Annotated in this window: 17 protein-coding genes; 10 read left to right on the top strand and 7 right to left on the bottom strand. The window is 67.9% G+C overall.

Going from position 1 to position 23071, the window contains the following annotated elements:
- Positions 1-367: 367 nt before the first annotated feature.
- From ACCQ15_RS00460 to ACCQ15_RS00425, 8 genes are all read left to right on the top strand, one after another.
- Positions 368-2002, top strand: a complete 1635-nt coding sequence (locus ACCQ15_RS00460) for a TldD/PmbA family protein (protein WP_031420524.1) — start codon at positions 368-370, stop codon at positions 2000-2002.
- A gap of 14 nt (positions 2003-2016) precedes the next feature.
- Positions 2017-3351, top strand: coding sequence for a TldD/PmbA family protein (locus ACCQ15_RS00455; RefSeq protein WP_008573991.1), 1335 nt, complete (start codon positions 2017-2019; stop codon positions 3349-3351).
- The gene (locus ACCQ15_RS00450) at positions 3348-4166 is read left to right on the top strand and encodes a DUF4159 domain-containing protein (protein ID WP_029818157.1); all 819 of its coding nucleotides are present in this window, start codon (positions 3348-3350) and stop codon (positions 4164-4166) included. The genes ACCQ15_RS00455 and ACCQ15_RS00450 overlap by 4 nt, the downstream gene beginning before the upstream one ends.
- Positions 4167-4278: 112 nt before the next feature.
- A complete protein-coding gene (locus tag ACCQ15_RS00445) occupies positions 4279-5271 on the top strand; it encodes an AAA family ATPase (RefSeq protein ID WP_372356615.1) in 993 nt (330 codons plus the stop codon).
- A gap of 13 nt (positions 5272-5284) precedes the next feature.
- Positions 5285-6181: a DUF58 domain-containing protein gene (locus ACCQ15_RS00440; protein WP_372381081.1), complete on the top strand. Its 897-nt coding sequence runs from the start codon at positions 5285-5287 to the stop codon at positions 6179-6181.
- Positions 6182-6224: 43 nt separating this feature from the next.
- Entirely contained in the window at positions 6225-7424 is a 1200-nt protein-coding gene (locus ACCQ15_RS00435) for a BatA domain-containing protein (protein ID WP_372381080.1), read from the top strand.
- Positions 7421-9685, top strand: coding sequence for a hypothetical protein (locus tag ACCQ15_RS00430; protein WP_372381079.1), 2265 nt, complete (start codon positions 7421-7423; stop codon positions 9683-9685). The genes ACCQ15_RS00435 and ACCQ15_RS00430 overlap by 4 nt, the downstream gene beginning before the upstream one ends.
- 157 nt (positions 9686-9842) lie before the next feature.
- Positions 9843-11624, top strand: coding sequence for a carboxypeptidase-like regulatory domain-containing protein (locus ACCQ15_RS00425; protein WP_277573438.1), 1782 nt, complete (start codon positions 9843-9845; stop codon positions 11622-11624).
- 259 nt (positions 11625-11883) lie between these two features.
- Here ACCQ15_RS00425 and ACCQ15_RS00420 read toward each other — a convergent pair whose 3' ends face one another.
- Together ACCQ15_RS00420 and ACCQ15_RS00415 are read right to left on the bottom strand one after the other, a co-directional pair.
- Positions 11884-12540 (bottom strand): DUF938 domain-containing protein, encoded by a 657-nt coding sequence (locus ACCQ15_RS00420; RefSeq protein WP_122272045.1) that lies wholly within the window; start codon positions 12538-12540, stop codon positions 11884-11886.
- Positions 12541-12735: 195 nt separating this feature from the next.
- Positions 12736-13530: an EcsC family protein gene (locus ACCQ15_RS00415; RefSeq protein WP_017157982.1), complete on the bottom strand. Its 795-nt coding sequence runs from the start codon at positions 13528-13530 to the stop codon at positions 12736-12738.
- Between the two features lie 170 nt (positions 13531-13700).
- Here ACCQ15_RS00415 and ACCQ15_RS00410 point away from each other — a divergent pair, with 170 nt between their 5' ends.
- Complete coding sequence (locus ACCQ15_RS00410) at positions 13701-14174, top strand: SRPBCC family protein (RefSeq protein ID WP_008577858.1); 474 nt, start codon at positions 13701-13703, stop codon at positions 14172-14174.
- Positions 14175-14516: 342 nt separating this feature from the next.
- Here the strand turns inward: ACCQ15_RS00410 and proP are convergent, their stop codons facing one another.
- The 5 genes from proP to ACCQ15_RS00385 form a co-directional block, all read right to left on the bottom strand.
- Positions 14517-16007, bottom strand: a complete 1491-nt coding sequence (proP, locus tag ACCQ15_RS00405) for a glycine betaine/L-proline transporter ProP (RefSeq protein ID WP_372381078.1) — start codon at positions 16005-16007, stop codon at positions 14517-14519.
- 532 nt (positions 16008-16539) lie between these two features.
- Positions 16540-16869, bottom strand: a complete 330-nt coding sequence (locus tag ACCQ15_RS00400; RefSeq protein ID WP_008577855.1) for a thioredoxin family protein — start codon at positions 16867-16869, stop codon at positions 16540-16542.
- Between the two features lie 20 nt (positions 16870-16889).
- Complete coding sequence (locus ACCQ15_RS00395; RefSeq protein WP_008577854.1) at positions 16890-17288, bottom strand: host attachment family protein; 399 nt, start codon at positions 17286-17288, stop codon at positions 16890-16892.
- Positions 17289-17669: 381 nt separating this feature from the next.
- Positions 17670-21392 (bottom strand): M48 family metallopeptidase, encoded by a 3723-nt coding sequence (locus ACCQ15_RS00390; RefSeq protein ID WP_372381522.1) that lies wholly within the window; start codon positions 21390-21392, stop codon positions 17670-17672.
- Between the two features lie 282 nt (positions 21393-21674).
- A complete protein-coding gene (locus ACCQ15_RS00385) occupies positions 21675-22118 on the bottom strand; it encodes an NUDIX domain-containing protein (RefSeq protein ID WP_057682005.1) in 444 nt (147 codons plus the stop codon).
- Positions 22119-22375: 257 nt separating this feature from the next.
- On the opposite strand from ACCQ15_RS00385, the gene ACCQ15_RS00380 reads away from it, so the two are divergent.
- Entirely contained in the window at positions 22376-23032 is a 657-nt protein-coding gene (locus ACCQ15_RS00380) for an SDR family oxidoreductase (RefSeq protein WP_031420512.1), read from the top strand.
- Positions 23033-23071: the final 39 nt, after the last annotated feature.

Here is a 23071-nt window from a genome sequence, read left to right as displayed (position 1 = left end):
GGCGGCATGGATGCCGCCACGGAGCTTACAGGGACGTACTTGCAGCGTGTCCTGTGATGGTGGGCGGGCAAGGACCCTGCAGTGAGCGCGCAGAGCATGCGCTCTGCACCTGATTTAAGGAATGGATCTGCGCATCCAACGTGCAACGATAGTCATCGCACACCGCCAGCCGCGCTCGCCATCCACTCGATGCACGCCGGTTGTGCCACGCCATCGGCCTGCGCACAACGTTTGCACACGCACCCCTGCCGAAAGTCATTTGACGCAGCATTCATCGCCCGGCAAGAATCGGCCGATACCGCGCGCAGAGCCATGTGCGTGTCACCACACCACCTGCGCGCCGCGCGGGACTATTGGGGAGTTGCCCGTGCAGCGACGTGATTTCCTGGCCCTCACCGGGCTGACCATGGGCGGGCTGATCGTGCCTGCCTACTTCGGCAAGGCCATTGCCGCCGAGCAGTTGCTCACGCCCTTCGATGTGGGCCGCAAGAAGCGTCTGGCCGATGCCGGCTTGAACGCGGCGCGCCAGGCCGGAGCGAGCTATTGCGATGTGCGCATCGGCCGCTACCTGCGCCAGTTCGTGATCACCCGCGAAGACAAGGTGCAGAACGTGGTCAACACCGAGTCCATCGGCGCCGGCATCCGCGTCATCGTGGGCGGCGCGTGGGGCTTTGCCGCCACCAACGAGCTCACCGAGCAGGGCGTGGCCAAGGCCGCCGCGCAGGCGGCGGCGATCGCCAAGGCCAATGCCAAGGTGCAGGGCACGCCTGTGCAACTGGCGCCGACGCCGGGCGTGGGCGAGGTGAGCTGGAAGACGCCGATCAAGAAAAACGCCATGGAAGTGCCGATCAAGGACAAGGTGGACCTGCTGCTCGGCGTCAATGCCGCCGCCACGGCCGCCGGGGCCAATTTCGTCAACTCGATGCTGTTCGTGGTCAATGAGCAGAAGTATTTCGCCAGCACCGACGGCTCCTACATCGACCAGGACGTACACCGCATCTGGGCGCCGATGAGCGTGACGGCCATCGACAAGGCCAGCGGCAAGTTCCGCACCCGCGATGGGTTGTCCGCGCCGATGGGGCTGGGCTATGAATATCTCGATGGCGCCGCCTCCGGCAAGTTCGTCTCGCCCAACGGCGTGGTCAATTACGGCCTGTCCTACGACATGAAGGAAGATGCGATTGCGGCGGCCAAGCAGGCGCAGGAAAAGCTCAAGGCGCCGTCGGTCAAGCCGGGCAAGTACGACCTGGTGTTGGATCCCTCGCACACCTGGCTCACCATCCACGAGTCGGTGGGCCACCCGCTGGAGCTGGACCGCGTGCTTGGCTACGAAGCCAACTACGCAGGCACCAGTTTCGCCACGCTGGACAAGCTCAAGGCCGGTTTCCAGTACGGCAGCGACAAGGTGCATATCCTCGCCGACAAGACCCAACCCGGTAGCCTCGGTGCGGTGGGCTACGACGATGAAGGCGTCAAGACCAAGCAGTGGGACCTGATCCGCGACGGCAAGCTGGTGGACTACCAGGCCATCCGCGATCAGGCGCATATCCTGGGCAAGACCGCCTCCGATGGCTGCTGCTATGCAGACTCGTGGTCGAGCGTGCAGTTCCAGCGCATGGCCAATGTGTCGCTGGCCGCCGGCAAGACGCCGCTGAGCGTGAGCGATCTGATCAAGAACGTGGAAAACGGCATCTACATCATCGGCGACGGCTCGTTCTCCATCGACCAGCAGCGTTACAACGCGCAGTTCGGTGGCCAGCTGTTCTACGAAATCAAGAACGGCGCCATCACCCGCATGCTCGAGGACGTGGCCTACCAGATCCGCACCCCGGAGTTCTGGAATGCCTGCAGCGCCGTGGCCGATCAACGCGACTACCGCCTGGGCGGCTCGTTCTTCGACGGCAAGGGCCAGCCGAGCCAGGTCTCGGCGGTCTCGCACGGTTCGTCCACCGCCCGCTTCGATGGCATCAACGTCATCAGCACCGCCCGCTCGCTCGGCTGACAGGAGAAACCCACATGAGCATCCTTACCGAAGCGCAGGCCAAGGCCATCCTGGACAAGGTCATCAAGCTGTCCAAGGCCGACGAGTGCACCGCCACGCTCACCGGCTCGATCGACGGCAATATCCGTTTTGCGCTCAACAACGTGTCCACCAGCGGCATCGTCGACAACACCGACCTGCAGGTGCAGGTGGCGTTCGGCAAGCGCGTGGGCGTTGCCACCATCAACGCGTTCGACGACGCCTCGCTGGAGCGCGTGGTGCGCCGTGCCGAAGACCTCGCACGGCTGGCGCCGGAAAACCCGGAATTCATGCCGGCGGTCGACAAGCAGACCTACAGGCCCAGCCCAACCTTCAGCGAATCCACGGCAGCGGTCGATCCGGCGTTCCGCGCGCAGGTGGCGGCCGACTCGATCGCCCCATGCAAGGGCAAGGGGCTGATCGCCGCAGGCTTCCTCGAAGACGGCCAGAGCTTTACCGCATTCGCCAACAGCAAGGGCAACTTCGGCTATCAGCGCGGTGCGCGCTTCGACTACACCTGCACCGTGCGCACCGAAGATGGTCGCGGCTCGGGCTGGGTGGGCCGCAATCTGAAGGATGCAGCCGACTTCAAGGCCGAGCAGGACATCCGCATCGCGATGCGCAAGGCCAGCGATTCGGCCGAAGCCAAGGCGCTGGAGCCGGGCAAATACACGGTGATCCTGGAGCCGGCGGCGGCCGCAGGACTGATCTCGTTCATGATGAATTTCTTCGACGCGCGCATGGCCGATGAGGGGCGCAGCTTCCTGTCCAAGAAAGGTGGCGGCAACAAGCTCGGCGAACAGGTCTACGACCCGCGCGTGAACATCACCGCCGACCCGTGGGACCCGCGTGCGGCAGTGATGCCGTGGGACGAGGAAGGCCTGCCGCGCGAGAAGATGTCCATCGTGGAGAACGGCAAGATCGCCAACCTGCAGTATTCGCGCTTCTGGGCGCAGAAAAACGGCAAGCGTGCGGTCGGCGAGCCGGGCAACCTGCTGATGGCCGGCGGCGACAAGAACATCGCCGAGCTGGTGCGTGGTACCGAGAAGGGCATCCTGGTCACGCGCACCTGGTATATCCGCATGGTCGACCCGCAGACCGTGCTGCTGACCGGGCTCACCCGCGACGGCACGTTCTACATCGAGAACGGCCAGATCAAATACCCGGTGAAGAATTTCCGCTTCAACGAATCGCCGGTGATCATGCTCAACAACATCGACGAGCTGGGCAAGCCGGTGCGCGTGGCTGGCGATGAATCCAACTTCGTGATGATGATTCCGCCGATGCGGCTGCGGGACTTTACGTTTACCTCGTTGTCGGATGCGGTGTGAGTAGGAGCCGGGAATCGGGAGTCGGGATTCGAAAATGGGAGAGCACAGCAGGCTCTCTGCATCCTGATACTTTTCCTGCACCTTCCGTTTCCGGTCTACGTCACTTGGCGGCGCCTGCGACGCGCCGCCACTTTCTCGGCCTGTTGCTCGGTAGCGTCGCTGCGTTGGCGCTGCCGCAGCGCGTGCGGGCGGCTGGCAATTACGATTTCTGGTTCACCCGGTTGCGCTACGACTCCGGCGATTGGGATGTGGACGCGCGCATGCCGTCCAACCTGATCACCTCGCTGATCGACTACACCCAGCTGCGGGTGGACCCGCAGGAACATGTGCTGGATCTGGCCGACCCGCGCATGTTGCAGGCGCCGTTCTGCTATCTGTCCGGTCACAAGCTGGTGGAGTTCAACCCGGCCGAGCGGCGCAACTTCGAGCGCTATGTGCGTAACGGCGGCTTTGTGTTCGTGGACGATTGCAACCACGATATCGATGGTTTGTTCGCCACCTCGTTCGAAGCGCAGATGACCTCGATCTTCGGCAAGACGGCGTTGCAGAAACTGCCAAAGAACCATCGACTCTACAGCGCCTTCTTCACCTTCCCCGACGGCCCGCCAGCCACCGGTTTCGAACTCAATGGCTGGGGCGACGACCTGGTGCACGATTATCTCAAAGGCATCAGCATCGATGGCCGGCTCGGGGTGCTCTACAGCAACAAGGATTACGGTTGCGAATGGGATTACGACTGGCGCAACAAGCGTTTTCTGGCCGAAGACAACACCAAGTTCGGCGTCAACATCGTGATGTATGCATTGACCAATTGATCGCCGCAGGGTGCTCGCCATGTCGAACCAGGCTTGCGCAATCAAGAATCACCGCTGAGGCCTCGTGCGCAAGCGCGCCGCGCATCAGCAACCATCCAACGAGAATTCGCGCATGACCTCCCCCAACGACGACATCCTCACCGCGCAGCTCTCCCAGCTGGGCACGTTGCGCGCCGCCCTGGCCCGGGCCGTGGTGGGCCAGGACGCGGTGGTGGAGCAATTGCTGATCAGCCTGCTCGCCGGCGGCCATTGCCTGCTGGAAGGCGCGCCGGGCCTGGGCAAGACGCTGCTGGTGCGCTCGCTGGGGCAGGCGCTGGAACTGCAGTTTCGCCGCGTGCAATTCACCCCCGACCTGATGCCCAGCGACATCCTGGGCACCGAGTTGCTGGAAGAAGACCACGGCACCGGGCATCGGCATTTTCGCTTTCAGCAAGGGCCGATCTTTACCAATCTGCTGCTGGCCGACGAACTCAATCGCACCCCGCCCAAGACCCAGGCCGCATTGCTGGAAGCGATGAGCGAACGCACGGTGAGTTATGCCGGCACCACCTATGCGCTGCCGGCGCCGTTCTTCGTGCTGGCCACGCAAAACCCGATCGAACAGGCCGGCACCTACCCGTTGCCCGAAGCGCAGCTGGATCGCTTCCTGCTGCATGTGCGGGTGGATTATCCCAGCGAGCAGGAAGAGCGCGACATCCTTAGCCAGACCACCGGCAGCGCAATCGCGCAGGTACCCAAGGTGATGGACGCGGCCAGCGTGCAGGCGCTGCAACAGCATGTGCGGCAGGTGCATGTGGGCGCAGAGTTGCTGACCTGGATCAACCGTCTGGTGCGTGCCAGCCGTCCTGGCCCGCAGGCCAGCGACGAGGTGCGTCAGTGGATCAAATGGGGCGCCGGCCCGCGCGCCGGGCAGTCGCTGGTGCTGGCGTCCAAGGCGCGCGCACTGCTGCATGGACGCTTTGCAGCCACCCGCGAAGACGTGGTGGCGCTTGCGGCGCCGGTGATGCGCCACCGCCTGTTGCTCTCGTTCGCGGCCGAGGCCGAACAACGCACAGCCGACGACGTGGTCGCCGCATTGCTGCGCGCCGTGCCATTCCCTACCTGAGGCGTCGCGCGGCGTGAGTGTGGACGTGCCGGCATTGATTCCCAGCGACGTACGCAGCCGCCTGCGTGGCCTGCAGCTGCGTGCGCGTCATGCACAGGGTGCGCACGGCATCGGCCAACATGCCAGCCGTAGCCGCGGCGCCGGGCTGGAATTCGCGCAATACCGCGCCTATGAACCGGGCGATGCGCTGCGCCAGATCGACTGGAAGCTCTACGCGCGCTCGGACCGCTTCTTCGTGCGCGAAGCCGAGCGCGAAAGCCCGCTGACGCTGTGGTTGTTGCTCGATGCCACTGCCTCCGCCGGCCAGGCCGATCACGCGCGGCCCGGCAGTACGCGCCTGCAGGCGATGGCAACCCTGGCCGCCTGCGCTGCAGAAATCGCGCTGCAGCAGGGCGATCAGGTCGGCCTGTTCGCGGTACACGGCGGCGGGCTGGTGGCAGTGCCGGCCGGCGCCGGGCCGCGGCAACGCGACCGGCTATGGCTGGCCCTGCATGGCTTGCGCGCCGGGGGGCGTTGGCCGGGCATGGCCGCCGTGCGCCCGCTGTGGGAACGCATCGCCACGCATGCGCTGGTGCTGTCGATCGGCGATGGCTTCGACGAAGACCTCAACGCTGCACTGGAAAAACTCGCCGCCGCGCGCCGCGAGGTCATGCAACTGCAGGTGCTGACCTGCGACGAACGCGATTTCAGTTTCAGCGGCGGGCACCGGTTTCGCGACCCGGAAACCGGCGAACAATTGCTGGGCGATGGCGCGGCCATGCGCGCCGATTATCTGCACCGCTTCGGCGCGGCACAGCGCGCGCAGCAGGCGCGCTGGCAGGCCGCCGGCATCGCGCACGCAGTGCAGTATCTGGACGCAGCACCCGAGGCGGCACTACGCCAGTTGTTCGGGCAAGGCGCGCGGCGATGAGCTGGCAGGTCGGCTGCGCGCATGTCGCCAGGCGGGTGCCGCGATGAACCTGCTGTTGCTTTTCCCTGCGGGACTGGCCGCGTTGGCCGCGTTGCTGCTGCCGCTGCTGATCCATCTGGCCCGGCGCAGCGAACACCGGCCGACCGACTTCGCCGCGTTGCGCTGGTTGCGTGCGCTGCCGCGCCCACGCCACCGCGTGCGTCTGGACGAATGGCCGCTGCTGCTGGCGCGCTTGTTGCTGCTGGTTGCGGTGGCGCTGCTGCTGGCCGAACCGGCCGTGCGCGATCACGACGATGCACGCCCACGCATTGCGCTCAGCCCGGGAGTCGATGTGGCCGCCGCACGCCAGCTGCGCCACGTCGCGGACGCGCGGTGGGTATGGCTGGCGCCGGGCTTCCCGCCGGTCGATGCCGATGCCAATGCCAAGACCCCCAAGACTCTCGCCACGCCTGTGGGCGCGACGCAACCGGTCTCCAGCCTGTTGCGCGAGCTCGATGCCAGCCTGCCGCCAGATGCGGCGCTCAGCGTGATCGTGCCGGCCCAGTGGGGCCCGCTGGATGCGCAACGGCTGCAGCTGTCGCATCAGGTGCGGTGGCAGGTCGTGCCCGGCCAGTCGCCGCTTGCGGCGCCCGCCGCTGCCGCGCCGCTGCGCCTGCAGGCGATTGCCGACGACAGCGCCGCGCCGGCCCTGCGCTATCTGCGCGGCGTGCATGCCGCCTGGGCGCTGCCGGGCAGCTTGCCGATAAGCACGCCGGCCAACGCACAGCCTTCGCGCTGGGGTCCCGGCACCGTGGTGGCGTGGCTGTCGCGCAGTGCCCCGCCGGCGCCGGTGATGGCCTGGGTCGCAGCCGGTGGGCAGCTGCTGGTGGATGCGCAGACACCTCTCCCGCCCAACCTCGCCGCGCTGCTGCAGCCCGTGCAACAGACCGCCTCTGGCGCGCCATGGCTCGATGCCGCAGCGTTCGGCCGCGGACGCATGCTGCGCTGGGCCGCACCATTGCAACCGCAGCAACTGCCGGCGCTGCTGGATGCCGACTTCCCCACCCGTTTGCACGACGCCCTGCAACCAGCACCCACACCGCAGCGCGCACTGGCGCAGACCCAGCACCCGCAGCGCGGTGCCGCCGCCCGCCTGACGACCACGCCGCGACCGCTGGCGCCGTGGCTGATCGGCCTGGTGCTGCTGCTGTTCGCGCTCGAACGCTGGCTGGCCACCGCGCCGCGCCGGGCCACTCCCGCATGAGCACGCCGGCACTGCAGCGCGCGTGGCAGGCGGCACGGCGGCGACAGGCCGCAGGCGTGCTGGTTTTCGGGCTGCCGTGGGCAGCGCTGCCGGCGGCGCTGGCGTGGCGCGCCGGTGCGCAGGTCGCCATCGTGGTGCTGCTGCTTCTGGGCCTGCTGGCACTGGGCGGCGTGGCGCTGCTGGCCGCGCGGCGTCTTGACCAGGCCTGGCTGATCCGCCGGCTGGACCGCGATGCAGATCTGGAGGACAGCAGCGACTTACTGTTCGCGCCGATCGCTCAACTCGGTCCGCTGCAGACCCTGCAACGGCAACGACTGGAGCAGCGCCTGCGCAGCACCTCGCGCGATCTGCGCCCGGCCTGGCCGTGGCGCCGCGCCTGGCCCTGGAGCGTGCTGGGTGCGCTCGCCTGCGGTGCGCTGCTGCTGTGGCCGCAACCGGCCACCCAACGCACTCCGCCAACCGACCGCGTTGCCGCCGCGCGTGCCAGCAGTGGCGCCCCCACGCTGCGGCAGGCGCAGCTACGCAGCAGCCCGCCGGCCTACACCGGTCTGCCGGCCGCGCGCCTGCCCGGCCTGGATGCGAAGGTGCCGGCCGGCACCCGGCTGGACTGGCAACTGCAGGTCAGCCCGGCGCCGCGCAGCGTGGCCCTGCGGCTTACCGACGGCCGCACCGTCGCGCTGGCGCGAGAAGGCAGCAGCGAGACGTGGCAAGGCCATTGGGTCGCCGAGCGCGCCACCCTGTACCGCATCCTCATCGACGGCGCGCCGGCCGACCGCCAGCTGCATCGGCTGGACGTGCTGCCCGACCGCCCACCGCAGGTGCGTGTGCTTGCCCCCGAACAGAGCCTGGTGCTGTGGTCCCCGGCCAACCGCAGCTGGACGCTACGTTTCGAAGCCAGCGACGACTACGCCGTGGCCGCCAGCGCCGAGCTGCGCCTGACCCTGGCCCAGGGCAGCGGCGAGAACATCACCTTCAGCACCCAGCGCCGCACGCTCACCGGCAGCGGCCCGGCCCGGCAACGCGGCTTCGCCGCCACCGTGCAGCCGCAGGCGCTGGGCATGGCCGCGGGCGACGACCTGATTGCCCAGCTCATCGTCCACGACACCCGCCAGCCCGGCCCGCAGGAAGGCCGCAGCGCCAGTGTGATCCTGCGCTGGCCGCCGCCCGAACAGACCATGGCCGCCGGCCTGGAAGCCAGCGTCAAGCAGACCTTGCCGGCCTACTTCCGCAGCCAGCGCCAGATCATCATCGACGCGCAGGCACTGCTGAAGGAGAAACCGCGCCTGGACGCGGCCAGCTTCCTCAAGCGCTCCGATGCCATTGGGGTGGACCAGCGCCTGCTGCGGCTGCGCTATGGCCAATTCCTCGGCGAAGAGAGCGAAGGCGCGCCGCAAGGTCCGCCGACTGCCGACGCGCCACCCACCAGCGACGCCCCGGCCGATGATTTACCCACCGCCGATGCGCCAAGCGCGCCGGCCGCTGCTTCGGACACGCACGCCGCGCATGACCACGACGCTCACGATCACGATCACGATCACGACGCCCACGCCAGCGAGCCCGGCGCCGCCGCACTGGACGACCACGACCATGGCGGCAGCAACGGCCGGCCCGAGCGCAGCAGCTTCGGCCAAGCAGAGAACGTGCTGGCCGAATTCGGCCATACCCACGACCACGCCGAAGCCGCCACCCTGCTCGACCCGCAAACCCGCGCCCTGCTGCGCGCGGCGCTGGACCAGATGTGGCAATCCGAAGGCGAGCTGCGCCAGGGCCACCCCGAGCGCGCGCTGCCGTACGCCAATAAGGCGCTGGGCTTCATCAAACAGGTGCAGCAGGCCGAACGCATCTACCTGGCGCGCGTGGGTACGCAGTTGCCGCCGATCGACCCCAGCCGGCGGCTGAGCGGCGATCGCACCGGCCTGGGCGACCGTGCCGCCGGGTTGGACACCCGCCCGGCCCCGGACCCGTCCGCGCTGCAGCTGTGGGATGCGCTGGGCGAGGCAACCCCGGTGCCCGACGCCACCCTGGCCCGCTACGCGCAGTGGCTGCAGACCCAGCACGACCGCCTGCACGACCCGCTGGGCCTGGCCGCCGCCGTGGAAACCCTGCGCGCCGAACCCGATTGCGCCCGCTGCCGCACCCAGCTGCGCGTCCAGGTCTGGCGCACCCTGCTCGCCCCGTCGGCAGCACCGCATCGCCGCGCCGCGCCCGACGCTCGGGGCCAGCGCTACCTGGATGCGCTGCGACAGGAGATGCAGCCGTGAGTCCCGCACTGATCCGCCTGCTCCCGGTGCACCGCTCGATCGGACCGAGGTGGTCTTTAGACCTGGCAGCAGGCGGTCCGCGGTCGTGGGCGCGGACCGCATCGCCAAGGCTGTACGGCGGGCGCTTTCAGGATGCATTGCGCCCGGAGCACCAACCATGACGCCCTCCTTGCCCTGGTTGGTCGGTGCGGCATTGCTGCTGATCGCCGTCATCGGCTGCGTGCGGCTGGTGCGGGCGCACCACCGGCAGCCCTATGCGCGCACCCGGCTCTGGCTGCTGTTCGCCGCCCAACCGTTGCTCGCGGTACTGCTCTATCCGGTGCTGCTGCCCCCGCCGCGCGCCGGTACCGGTGGGGAACTGCATGTCGCCACCGCCAGCACCGCCGCCGGGCAGATCTCCACCGGCGACCTCGCGCGCTGGGTCGCCCTGCCCGAGGCGCCCGCATTACCCGGCGTGATGCGCGTGCCGGACCTGGCCACCGCACTGCGGCGCGCACCCGGCACCACGGCGCTGGTGGTACATGGCAGCGGCCTGCCCGCGCGCGACCGTGAGGGCCTGAACATTCCGCTGCGGCTGAAGCTCAGCCCCGCCCCACGCGGCGTGGTCGCGGTCTCGCCCCCACCGCCAGTCGCCCCGGGCGACACCATTGCGGTGTCTGCGCAGGTGCAGGGCCTTCCCGACGCGCGCGTGGAACTGCTCGATCCGGCCGGGCAGGTGGTGGACAGCGCCGTGGCCGACCGCGCCGGCCGCGTGCGCCTGCGCGGCCTGGCGCGCGCGCCGGGCCAGGTGCTGTTCGCCGTGCGTGCACGCGATGCCGCCGGTGCAGAACGCAGCCGCGTGGAGGTACCGGTGCTGATCGCTGCCATGGCGCCGATGCGCGTGCTGCTCCTGGCCGGCGCGCCGCAGCCGGAGCTGAAATACCTGCGCCGCTGGGCCAGCGATGCCGGGCTGGACGTGCGTAGCCAGATCGCGGTCGGCGCTGGCGTGCAACTCGGCGAGGGCGCCGCGCTGGATGCGGCCAGCCTGGACCGGCTGGACCTGCTGATCGTCGACCCGCGCCGCCTGGTCGCACTGGGTGCTGCGCAGCGCCAGACCTTACGCGCCGCGATCCAGCGCGGCCTGGGTGTCTTGGTGCGCACCGACGGGCCGCTGGACGCCAACACCCGCGCTGCGCTGGCCGCGCTCGGCCTCGGCGTCAGCGGCGGCAGCACCAGCAGCCCGGTGCCCGCACCGCAGCGACTCTCGCCGCCGGCCGCGCCCGCGAATCCTGCCGGCGGCCCCGGCGACGCCCTGACGCTGGCGCCGCTGCAACGTCGCGACCTGCAACCGCAAGCCACCGACGCCCTGGTCGCCGCCCGCGCCGACGATGGCAGCGCCCTGGGCTGGTGGCGGGCCCAGGGCCGCGGGCGCATCGGCATCGGCCTGGTGGAAGACAGCTTCGCGCTGGTGCTGGCCGGCCGCAGCGATCTGCACGCCGCGCTCTGGGCGCAGTTGTCCGGCGCCGTCGCCCGCCCAGGCGGCGCGCTGCCCACCCCGGTGCAGGAAGGCTGGTCGCAACACCGCATGCCGCTGTGCGACCTGCACGCCGACGCCTTGGTGACCGACCCTGACCGGGCTCGCCACCCATTACTGCCGGAACGCAACGGCAATGGGCCGCGTTGCGCCGGCTACTGGCCGGCAACCCCCGGCTGGCATCGCCTGGAGAGCGGCAACACCCAACGCTGGCTCCATGTCCGCGCGCCCAATGAAGCGCCGGCCCTGTACGCACAGCAAAGCCGCCTCGCCACCATCGCCCTGGCGGCCGGCGCTGCCTCCGCACCCATTGCACACCCTGCTACCCAACCCGGCGCGCGCTGGCCGTGGCTGCTGGTCTGGCTCGGCGCGGCCGCCGCGTTGTGGTGGTTTGAGCGAAAGCGACCTTCGCAACGGGTGCCGTAACAAGCGCTTGAACGACCTAGGAAAGGCGGCGTTGCAGATCGACGTTGCCAAGGGCGGAATGGCCCGCTGCACAGAGTCGCGCGTGGTCTTGAATCCCGCGGTGCGATTCGCAGCAGACGGCTCACCGGTGCGTCATTTGCGCCTCGCGACGCAGCACGCGTTGGATTCCACACGCAAATGCGCAGGCTTGTCGCTACACGGTGAGACTTCGCGCCGAACCAACAACATGCCCATCAAGTCCGCCCAGCAGTGCCGGTGATTAACTCGCCGCCGTCAGGCGCCGCCACACCCGGCAATGATTGTTCGCCGGCAAGGCCACGTCATCGATCAACTGCAACCCCACCGATGCCGCCAACGCATCCACCGCTTCGGCATCGCGAATACCCGAGGCAGGGTCGCGCTCGCGCAGCATGGTGTCGAAGGCGCGATTGCTGTCGCTGGTGAATTGCCCATCGCGGTTGAACGGCCCGTAGATCGCCAGCACCACATCGGGCGCCATCACCGCGGGCAATCCGGCGAACAAGGCCTGCACCTGCAGCCAGCCCATGATGTGCAAGGTATTGGCGCTGTAGATCGCATCGAAGCCGCGCTGGCCGCCACGCAGCACCGGCAGGCTGGGCGGCGGTGCGAGCCCGGGCGTGGGCGTGGGCACGGCCTGCAGTGCAATCGGTGGCGGCGTGTTCGGCAGCGCCGCCTCGTCCAGCCATTGCCGCATGCCGGCAAGATGATCGAGGTGATCGCTGGCCTGCCACTGCAACCATGGCATCGCCGCAGCGAAATGCACTGCGTGTTGCCCGGTGCCCGCACCGATCTCCAGCACCTGCTGCCGGTCGGCGAAATGCGTGCGCAGTACCTCGAGAATGGGGTCGCGGTTGCGCGCGGACGCTGGCGAAAACGGTTTGGGCATCATCGGCATCTGTCGTGGTTGCGGCGATTATCGCGCCCAGGCATCGCTTGGCGGCAACCGTTCGGTGAACCGGATGCCGCGGCCCTTCGCCCGCAGCGCGTTTCGTTGCGTTGCGTTGCGTTGGGCCAGCGTCACCCGTGGCTGCGACACCTACTGCACGATGACCTTGCAGTCATCTGCGACCTTCGCATGCAGCGGCACGCATCACCGCGGCGGCGGCAATGCCTCGTACGCGCGCCGCACCGCATCTTCGCCGAAGCGACGCTCCAGCCGACGCACGATGAAATGTCCGCGCGCCATCGCCTGGAAGTGGCGCATGAACACGGTATTGAGCGTGGCGCCGCTGACTGCGCCGACCAGCGGCACTGCCTGCACGGCGAGTTTTTCGCCCACGTTGACCGAAAATTTCGCCGCGATGCGCGAGACCAGCGAGACCAACGCCGGTGCGCCCTTGCTGGCAAAACCGTGTGCGGCCACGTAGCTGGCCGCCGCACTCAATTGCTGCGCCATCGCCGCACGTACTGCGAAGTAGCCGGATTCGGCGCCGTCGTCGCTGGCGCTGCGCCCGCCATGCGCCAGCACTTCCAGGCACGCCAGCGCGGTGTCCGGGTCGTGCAGCGATTCACCTTCGGCACGGGCGATATCGGCGATGGAGCGCAGCATCACCGTGGTGGTCACCGGCAGCTCCACCATCAAGCCCGGCAGGCCGAAAAACCCGCCTGCACCGCCGGAAACCGCCACCGCCAGCGTATGCCGCGTCGTGGATGCCGGTTGCTGCGCATCGGCCTTGCCGCGCAGGCTCAGCAACGCCGATTTCATCGCCACCTGCAGTGCGCGACGGGTCACGCCATCGATGCTGCGGGTCACTACCTTGGGAAGCCGTTTGGTGATCAGGCTCTCGATCGGCGCGCCCAGCGCATTGGCCAGTTGCGCTGCCACGCCGGGGTTTTCCAGCAATGCGTGGGCCGTGGCCAGATCGCGCTGCGCGGCAGCGTCCATCACCGGTATCGGAAGCGTCGTCATGCCTGCTCATCATGGTTGGGGCCTGGCCGATGGTACCCAGCGCGATGTGAGTGCCGCACAAGCGAACCGGACCCTGTTGGGCCTGCAGCGCAATTGGCTGTTAAAATGCGGCAATCATCGGCGTCCAAGCAGCGAATGCTCACCAGATGAATTGCGAGATCCGCCACAGCATCGTCATTGCCGCCGCGCCTGAAGTGGTCTGCGCTGCGTTGTCCGAGCCCAGGCAGCTTGCGCGTTGGTGGACCCGTGAAGTGAGCCTGGCCGACGATCTGGTGCGCCTGGACTGGAGCCGGCAGGGCTGGCGTGTGGAACTGAGCATCGACGAAGGCGCCGATCACCAACTGGTGTGCTGGCGCTGCCACGACTCCAACATGCTCGACACCGACGCCTGGAAAGGCACGGTGATGCGCTTTGAGCTGCGCTCCATCAGCCAGGGCACGCAGGTGGATTTCGTGCAGTCCGGGTATCGCGATTCGCCGTGCAAGGAGGCCTGCGCGCGTGGCTGGCGTTTCTTTCTCGGCAGCAGCCTCAAACGCTATGTGGAAACCGGCGAAGGCGCGCCATCGGCCGATATGCGCATGCCCGTGTTGCCAGAGCACAACCCGTACACCGCACGCTAAAGGCAGCAGCGGCGAACTGCAGCATCGTGCAACGCGCTGCGTCGATCACGGGCAACAGCATGTGGACCTGAAACTTGGCGAAGCGAAGTTTCCACCCATCCTGTGCGTGACGAACAAGCACAGCCAACACCGCTGCTACGCAAACCGCCAAGCGGTTGCTGGCGACGGTGTGCTAGCCCGCCGACCGTCACCTTCGAAGGTTCCGGCCGTCGCCTGCCTTCACATTGGCGGCGATGCGCAGCGTCATCGCCCGCATCGCCTCTGGCGTGATCTCACCGGTTGCTGCAACCGCACCACATGCGCCTGAAGCCACAAATGCATGCCATGCGAATCGCCGACAACTCACGCCGTGCGCGGTTGGCCCATCGACGCTGTGGTGGTGACCGGCAATTGCGCATCCACCGTCACCGGGCTGTCGGCCTGCAGCAAGGCGCGCGCTTCGGCATCGCTGGCCACCGCCGGCGGCGAGCCGCGTAGCGGCAATCCCGCGGTTTCGCGCACGAACAGCATCGTCACCAGGCCGATCGCTGCCGCACCCATCAGGTAGTACGCCGGCACCAGCGGGTCGCCGGTACGCTCCACCAGCCAGGCGGTGACCAGCGGCGTGGTGCCACCGAACAACGACACCGACACGTTGAAGGCAATCGACAACGCGCTGTAGCGCACCGGCGTGTAGAACAGCGCCGGCAAGGTGGACGGCATCGAGCTGGTGAAGCACACCAAGGCTAGGCCAAGCAGCATCAGCCCGGCGAAGATCAGCCCGTCGTTGCCGCTACCGACCAGCAACAGGCACGGGATCGCCAACGCAAACAGCGCGATGCAGGCACCGATGATCATCGGCCGCCGGCCCAGCTTGTCGCTGAATATGCCGCCGACGATGTTGAGCGGCATCATCACCAGCATCACCAGGATGATCAGCAACAAGCCCTTGCTCTCGGCGTAACCCATCGTGACGCTGAGATAGCTGGGCATGTAGGTCAGCAGCATGTAGTCGGTGACGTTGAACACCAGCACCAGGCCCACGCACTTGAGCAGTTGCGGCCAATGCAGGCGCAGCAGCGTGGTCAGGCCCTGCGCGGCGGTCTGCCGTTCGCGCTGCTCGGATTGTTCGGTATAGGCGCGAAATGCCGGGGTCTCTTCCAGCTTCATGCGCATGTACAGGCCCAGCAACCCCAACGGCCCGGCGATCAGGAACGGCACGCGCCAGCCCCAATCAAGCATCTGCGCCGGAGTCACGCTCATGTGCAAGGCGGTCACGGTGGCGGCGCCGGCGATGTAGCCACCCAGCGTGCCGAACTCCAGCCAGCTGCCCATCAGGCCGCGATTGCGGTCGGTGGCGTATTCGGCAATGAAGGTGGCCGCGCCGCCGTATTCGCCGCCGGTGGAAAATCCCTGCAGCAAACGCGCCAGCAACAGCAGTGCAGGCGCCCATAAGCCAATGCGCTCGTAAGCCGGAATCAGGCCGATACTGAAGGTGCCCAGCGCCATCAGGATCATCGTGGCGGCCAGGACTTTCTGGCGCCCGTAACGGTCGCCGAGCGGTCCGAAGACCATGCCGCCGATCGGCCGCACCAGAAAGGCCACGGTGAAGGTGGCGAAGGTCGCGATCAATTGTGCGGTGGGGCTACTTGCCGGGAAGAACACCTGGCCCAGCGTCACCGCCAAATAGCCGTATACGCCGAAGTCGAACCACTCCATTGCATTACCGAGCGCCGCAGCGCCGACGGCCTTGCGCAGCATGCTGCGGTCCACCACGGTGACGTCATCCAGTTGCAGCTGGCGGCGGCGTTTGAACCAGCCAAAGTGCGAACGCATCGCGCGGGCATCGTGCATCTATGGTCTCCGTAAGTTGCGCCCGGGATATCTCGTCGGGCGCAGGCCGTCGCTACCCACACGCCCTGGCAACGCACAGGACACGGCACATCACGCAAGTACGGCAACGCATTGCACTTAGATGACACCGGAGGCATTCCCGGACGGCCGCGTGGATTCAACGACGCTGCGGGACAGACGACCAAGGGATGGGCATTGCCCAAGGGCTTGATCAGTGCGCTATGTTACTACAGCCGGCCGATCGATGCAGGCGCGACGGCGCCAGGCGCGCAAAACACCTTGTTTTCTGGCCGATTCATCTGCACTGGTGCGCGATGCGTACGCGCCCGTCCGCTGTGTACGCATCCGCTGCGACGATGTCGCGCACGCCCTGCGTGACGCAGCACCTGCAGCAGCACGATGCATCGCAAGCCCGCTTTTTACAGAGAATGAAAACCTGCTGCGCCTGCGTCAGACGACCGCACGCCAACGTTCGTCAGCGATGCTCAGCGCCGTGCAAGCGCATCTCAAGGCGATGCGATGTTGCGTGCAATCAGGCTGCATCCAGCAGCGACAACAGGTCTTGCAGGTCCTCACGCGTTTGCGGTCTGACTGCGCGTGCCAGTTCCTGCCCGTCGCGCAGCAGGATAATGGTGGGCCACAGTTTGACGCGAAAAGAGCGGCCCAGCGGCCGCCCTTTCCCGTCTTCGATCTTGCGGTAGTCGATCGCTTCGTATCCGCCCAACAGCTTTTGCAGCAGCGGCTGCGCGGCAATGCAGTGGCCGCACCAGTCGGTACCGAATTCCAGAACCTGCAAACCGGTCTGTGCCTCCACTGCGCTGCGTTCCGGGGCCTGGGAGGCGTACTGGCGAACGAAGCCCATCGTCTGGATGCTCCGCTTGATTACGACAAGGCGCGCTGGATATCTTCCAGCGGCAGGTTGGTCAGATCCTTGGCCAGGTCGCCCACCAGGCGCTGCTGGGTTTCCTTGTGCAGCAACGGGCGCACGCGGCCCAAGGTGGTCGGGTCGGCCACCAGCACCAGGTGCGTGTACTCGTGCTTCAAGGCGCCATCGTTCAAGGCGTGCGAGAGCTGCTTGGCGAATGTCATTTCGTCCAGGTCTGTTTCGGTGAGATCTTGCGGCGCCTTGCCGGCCGGGCCGTCGTCATCGACGTTCTGCACGTCGGTGCGCGCGTGCTGGCGCAACACCACCTTGGATTCGTTGCCGGTGTTGGTGAACCAGCGGGCTTCGCCGCCGTCGGCCACCACTACCAAGGCGCCCTGAGGAATTTGCAGACTCATCCCATTTCTCCTGGTCGATGTTGACGCTGCCACTGCAGCGCCAGTCGATCTCAACCTAGGCGAGAAGATGTAAGGATTGCGCCTAGCCGGTGTCAGCAGCGCGTTAGGGCTGCGCGTCGAACTTCGGCAACGGCAGCTGCGCTGCCTGCTGAAAAAAACGCGATGGCGCGTAGCGCCTGCTGGCTTTTTCCGTGGGGCGTGGGAAATGGAAGCTGTGCCGCGGCCGGCCCGCACCCGCACGGCGGCGAGCGCAGGTGTTGTTCGTTGCTGGGCATCCGCTCGGCAACGCGGCGTCATCGCGTGCGCTACGCCGGCAGTGTCCGAGCGAGGGACGTGGCGCCCTCACCTGAGCGATTGCATCGTCGTACACCGGGCACTGCATCAGCCCAGATAGGGGCGCTCGCTGGCAAACAACAGCTGCTGGGCGCCACGCCGCCATGCATCCGGGCAGCGCTGGCCCAGTAGGACCGCCGCCATCGTGTAGGCCAGGCCGCGGCCGACCAGGCTCACGCCGCCCAACGCCGCTTCGGCCTGCTGCTGGCTGCCGCCGGCCTGTACCGCGTCGAAGAACCGGGCGATGTAGGCGCCATCTTCGCCGGTCCCTTGCAGGGTTGCCGCACGCAACGCATCCGTCTGCCAGCCCTCGCGCGCGGCCAGTGCCCAGGCGCTCGGTGCAGTGATCGGGTCGAGCCCGGCGCTTTCGGGTAGCACGCGTGCCTGCTGCAGCAATGCGGCGCTGGCGCCATGGGACGCGGCCGCGAGCCGGACGATGCGCGCCTGCACGTCGGCATCGGCGGCCGCCTCTGTCACTGCCGTGTCCAGTTGCCCGTGGGCCAGGGCGTAATAGCTGTGGTACGGCGTGCCCTGGGTGCGCTCACCGCCCTCCAGTGCCACGATCGATGCCAGTGATGGCGACTGCTGCGCCATGCCTGGCAGGTCCGTCGCCAGGCCGCGGTAGCGCTGCAAACGCGCCAGCAGCGGCAGCACTTCATCGGCCAGTGCCGGCGCGCGCGCTGCCTGTTCGTACAGCGCCTGGGCTTGCGGCAGATGCAGCTGACCGACCTGCACGGCCGCTGCAGCGCGCTGCAGCCACGGGTCATTCGGCCAGCGCGCCTGTGCGGCGACAAACGCCTGGTCGCGTTCGGGGGTATCGCTGCGGCAGCGGATCGCCGCGTACTGCAATGCAGGCGCATCCGGATGCGCCTGCGCAGCGGTAGTCTGCTGGCCGCACACCTGCGCCCGTTGCTCGGGCGTGGCGATGTCCTGCTGCATCCGCAGCGCCACCACGTCTTGCCGGTTGCGCTGCAGGCGCTCGGTCAAAATGGCGGGCAAGGCCTGTGGCGCTGCGCTGCGCAATTGCTCCATCCACTGCTCCAGATACGCCGAGTCCGCAGCGTCCCAGCGCGCATGCGCGGTGATCAGCGCCAGATCGCGCTCCGGTCCCAGCTCGCCCAACAGCTCGTGGGGCGAACGCCCGGACACGGCCGTGAGCACGTCGCGGTACTGGCCGCCCTTGCCGCTGACCTTCTGCGGCGGCTCGCTGAAGATGTCCTGCGCCTGGGTGCGTTCCCAGCGTGTGGTGCTCAGACTGCGCGTGGTGTCTTCGCTGGCCGAGCCGTAGCTGGCACGCCAGTTCAGCAGCAGCGCGGCACCGGCCACGTTGTAGGCGAACTGGCCGCCGTGGCCGCCGCTGGGCGCATCGAAACGTTCGATCGCCGCGCCGTCGGCGGTGCGGGTTTCCACGTGATGGGTCGAACGCTCTGACAGGCGAAACACATGGCGCTCATTGGCCGGGATGGTGGCCGACTGCCCGTCGATGGCCACCGTCACGGTCTGCTGCAAACCGTTGTAGGCGACCACTTCGGCCATGCCCACCGCGCCGCCGGCCCACAACACGCCAGCCACGATCGATGCGGCCACCGCCACCCGCGCCACCGACGGAAACACGCCGTCGGCGGCCAGAAAGCGCTGCCACAGGTTCTGCCGCAGATCGCGTTGGCGCATCTCGCCCGGCAGGCGGATCGGGTAGTCGGTCGGTGCCGCCGGAGGGGTGGCGTCGGTTGGCGAGGTGTCGCCGCTGCGCAGTCGCTCGGCCACGGCGTTTTCTGCACGCAGCAACTCTTCCAGGCTGGCATCGCGCAATGTGCCCAGGGCGTCCAGGGTGACTTGCACCCAGCTGCCGGCGGCCTTCATCCAGGCATTGATGTTGTTCTCGTCGGCCTCGACCAGACCAAATTCCGGCAGGCACTGCGACCACTGCGGCTTGCCCAGGGCCTGCGCCAGCGGCGCGTTCATCTGCACCTGGCCGGCTTGCGCATACACCTGACCCAGCGCGCGTTGCACCTGATTGCAGGCCGCCACCAGCTTGCGCAATTCCTTGGACGAGACGCGGCCATCGGCGATCACGCTCTGGAAGGTCTGCAGGTACAGCAGATTGGCGTCTTCCAGATCGGCGATGGTGTGGTCGGTGTAATGCAGCACGGCCAGATAGCCACGCAGCAGCGCCGGCCAGCCGCCGCCGATACGGTTGGCTGCCGCCAGGTGCACGCTGCGGCAACGTTGATCATGGCCGCTGACGCGCGCACGCAGCACCCGCAGCTCGTCGTCCAGCTCGGCGATCACCGCCGGCAGCTGCGTGCGCGACAACGTGGTGCCCTTCCAGGTCACCACCCCGCCGCCGGCGCGCAACCCGCCATCCATCAGGCCTTGCAAGGTGGCGCGTTGGCGCTCGCGCTCGCGCAGTTGTTCGATCGCCTGGCCATCGTCGGGCAGGTACAGGCCGTCCAGCGCCTGCAGCAGGTCGCCGGACGGCAGCGGCGTGGCATACAGCTCGTCCAGGGTGCGCGCGGTACGCGTGCACGAGCGCCCCAGGTACAGCCCTTGGTAGCGCCGCGACAACGACAACGCGGCGAAGTCGCGTTCCAACTGCTCCAGCGAAACGGCAGTGTCCACGCAGGTGGGCGCCTGGCCGTTGAACATGCCCAGCGAGACGCGTTCACGCAGCGCCTGGGCGTCATGCAGCAGCTCCATGGCCGGGCGCGCATCGATGGGGCAGGCGATGTAGCGGCGCTTGAGATTCTCCTCGCGTGCGGCGCTGGGCGGATGCGTGGCCCACATCTGCGAGGGCTGTGCGATTTCGCTATGAAACAGCCGGTGCGTCGGCGCTGTCTCGGTCGGTACCGCCGGCACCGCCCCATGGCCGGGGTCGTTCAACACCACGCGCATGTGTTCGATGATGCGCGACTGGATGGCGAACAGATCCTTGACCGGGCGGTCCTGGGCGAATTCGCGCGCGGCAAAGCGCAGCGCGCGCTGGAAGCCGTCATCGGCCGCTTCCAGCTTGTGCAGCGCATGCACCAGCGCATCGCTGCCGGTGAGCGATGCGGCGACCAGGTCGGCCTGGTATTCCATCTCGCGCGAAAGTGCGCGCTGTGCCAGCACCACGCCGCGGAAGGTGATTTCGACCAGCGAGCGGATCGACCACACGATCAACGACAGCCCCCAGCCGATCCACGCTACGCGCAGGTCGATGCGCGACAGCGTGGCCAGTATGCGGTCCAGCGCATCGCGCTTGCCCACGATGTGCGCGGCGATCTGCTGGGCGATATACACCCAACGGCCGACCGCCATGGTGCGCTGGGCGAAATGCCCGAATTCATGGGCCAGCACCGCCTTCAATTCGCCCAGGTTGAGCACATTGACCAGGCCCAGCCCGATATCCAGATTCTTGCGCGAGGGCAGCAGCAGATTGATCAGCGACAGGTCGTAGAACACCCCGGCGTTGACCTGCGCCGACAGGTACACCTTGTGCGGGCGCGGTGCCCCGGCATCGTCGGCCAGCCGGTACAGGAAGGCGAACAGCGCCGGCTGCTCGGCGGGGGTGAGTTCCAGCGCACGGGTGTCGCGTTCGGCGCGCTTGTTGAACACCAGCGCCTTGGCCATGAACACCGCCAGAAACGCCGCGCCGGCGGCCACCACCCAAAGCCAGAACGCTTGCTCGCCGCCGGAACCCTGCAGCAAGCCGGCGACCAGCCGGTAGGCGGTCCAGCCGAACCACACCAGCAGGCCCAGGTACACGGCGATGAAACCGCCCAGGCCGAGCATGGCCAGCCAGGCGTTGCGACGATAGTTGCTGCTGGGCGCAGTGAGCTGTTCCGGCACCACGGCCGGGCCTTGCGGATAGAGCGATTCCATTCGTGTCCCCTGATGAGTGGCCGGGCGCCACGCAGTCGTTCGGCATCCCGGCCGTGCGATTCGATCCGCCGGGCGCGCTGTCCCCTCGCCCCGGCAGCGCAGAAAATAGCCGAGCGCGGCGACAAAATCCATGTGACCTGCGCGGCGGCGCACATGCCGCCGCAGGAGAGCCGCAGCGCGGCTGTCAGGCAGTCATGCCCGGGCTGCGGCGCGCTCGGCCTGCACCTGCTGCACCGCCTGCATGGCCGAGCGGGTCAGTGGCGTGGGCAGGGCATCGAGTGCGAACCAGCCGAGTTCCAGCAGCACCTGCGGTTCGCGCAGCACCGCCTGTTCCGGGCCCTGGATGCTGGCTAGATACACCGGCGCCACCCAATGCTGCGGCGGGTCCATGTCCGGCTCGAAGTGGCTGACCACGCAGAGCACGCGTTGCGGGTGCACCTGCAGGCCGGTTTCTTCGAGCACTTCGCGCACCACCGTGGCTTCCACGGTTTCCATCCAGTCCACCTTGCCGCCGGGCAGCCCCCAATGGCCTTGCTCGGGCGCACGCCCGCGCAGCACCAGCAACAGGCGGCCATCGGCGCGCTGGATGAAGGCACCGCAGCCAACGCGCGGGCGTAACTCGGAAGACATCGGCATCAGCAACTCTCGCAGACTCTGGCCCGTCAGTGTCCTAGATGTGGTGGCTGCGGGGAATGCTGGCCGGCATGTTCGATCGCCACGCCTGGCACTGAGGAGCACCACCCAGGAAGCAACGGCGGCAGCGCGCAACTGCGGAGGGCATGCGCCTGTCGCGGTATGGCGGTGCCGGCGCGCGATTACACCGCCTTAGCACCGCATTGGCGAGGATGGCCGCCTTTCCGCGCCATGTCGGCGCGCAGCTGTTGGAGAGGTGCATGTCTCGAATTCTCGTCATCGGTGGCCACGGCAAGGTGGCGCGCCTGCTCACGCCGCTGTTGGTGCAAGGCGGGCATCAGGTCACCGCGCTGTTCCGCAACCCTGCACACGAAGACGACGTGATGGCCGATGGCGCCACGCCGGTGGTGTTCGATATCGAACACGCACAGACCGATGCCATCGCCGCGCAACTGGCCGGTCACGATGCGGTGGTGTGGTCGGCCGGGGCGGGCGGCGGCGAGGCGGCGCGCACCTACGCGGTGGATCGCGATGCGGCCATTCGCTCCATGCATGCGGCCGAGCAGGCGCGCGTGCGGCGCTATGTGATGGTGTCCTATCTCGGCGCAGGGCTGGAACACGGCATCGGGCCGGACGATGCCTTCTTCGCCTATGCGCAGGCCAAGGCCGCTGCCGATGCGCACCTGCGCAGTACCACGCTGGACTGGACCGTGCTCGGCCCCGGCCGGCTCACCCTGGACCCACCCTCGGGCCGCATCACCCGCGACCCGGGCAGCGATGCCGAAGGCGGCGTCTCGCGTGCCAACGTGGCGCAGGTGATCGCCGCCGCACTGGCAACGCCGGGCAGCATCGGCAAAACGATCGGCTTCATCGACGGGCAGACCCCCATTGCGCAGGCGCTGTCGCAGCTGGAATGAACGCAACACCCCATGCGATCCGCACTGCACGCGGCCACC

Source organism: Xanthomonas sp. NCPPB 1754, from assembly GCF_041475725.2.
In the GTDB taxonomy this organism is placed as follows: domain Bacteria; phylum Pseudomonadota; class Gammaproteobacteria; order Xanthomonadales; family Xanthomonadaceae; genus Xanthomonas; species Xanthomonas euvesicatoria.
This window is presented reverse-complemented; position numbering and strand designations above follow the sequence as displayed.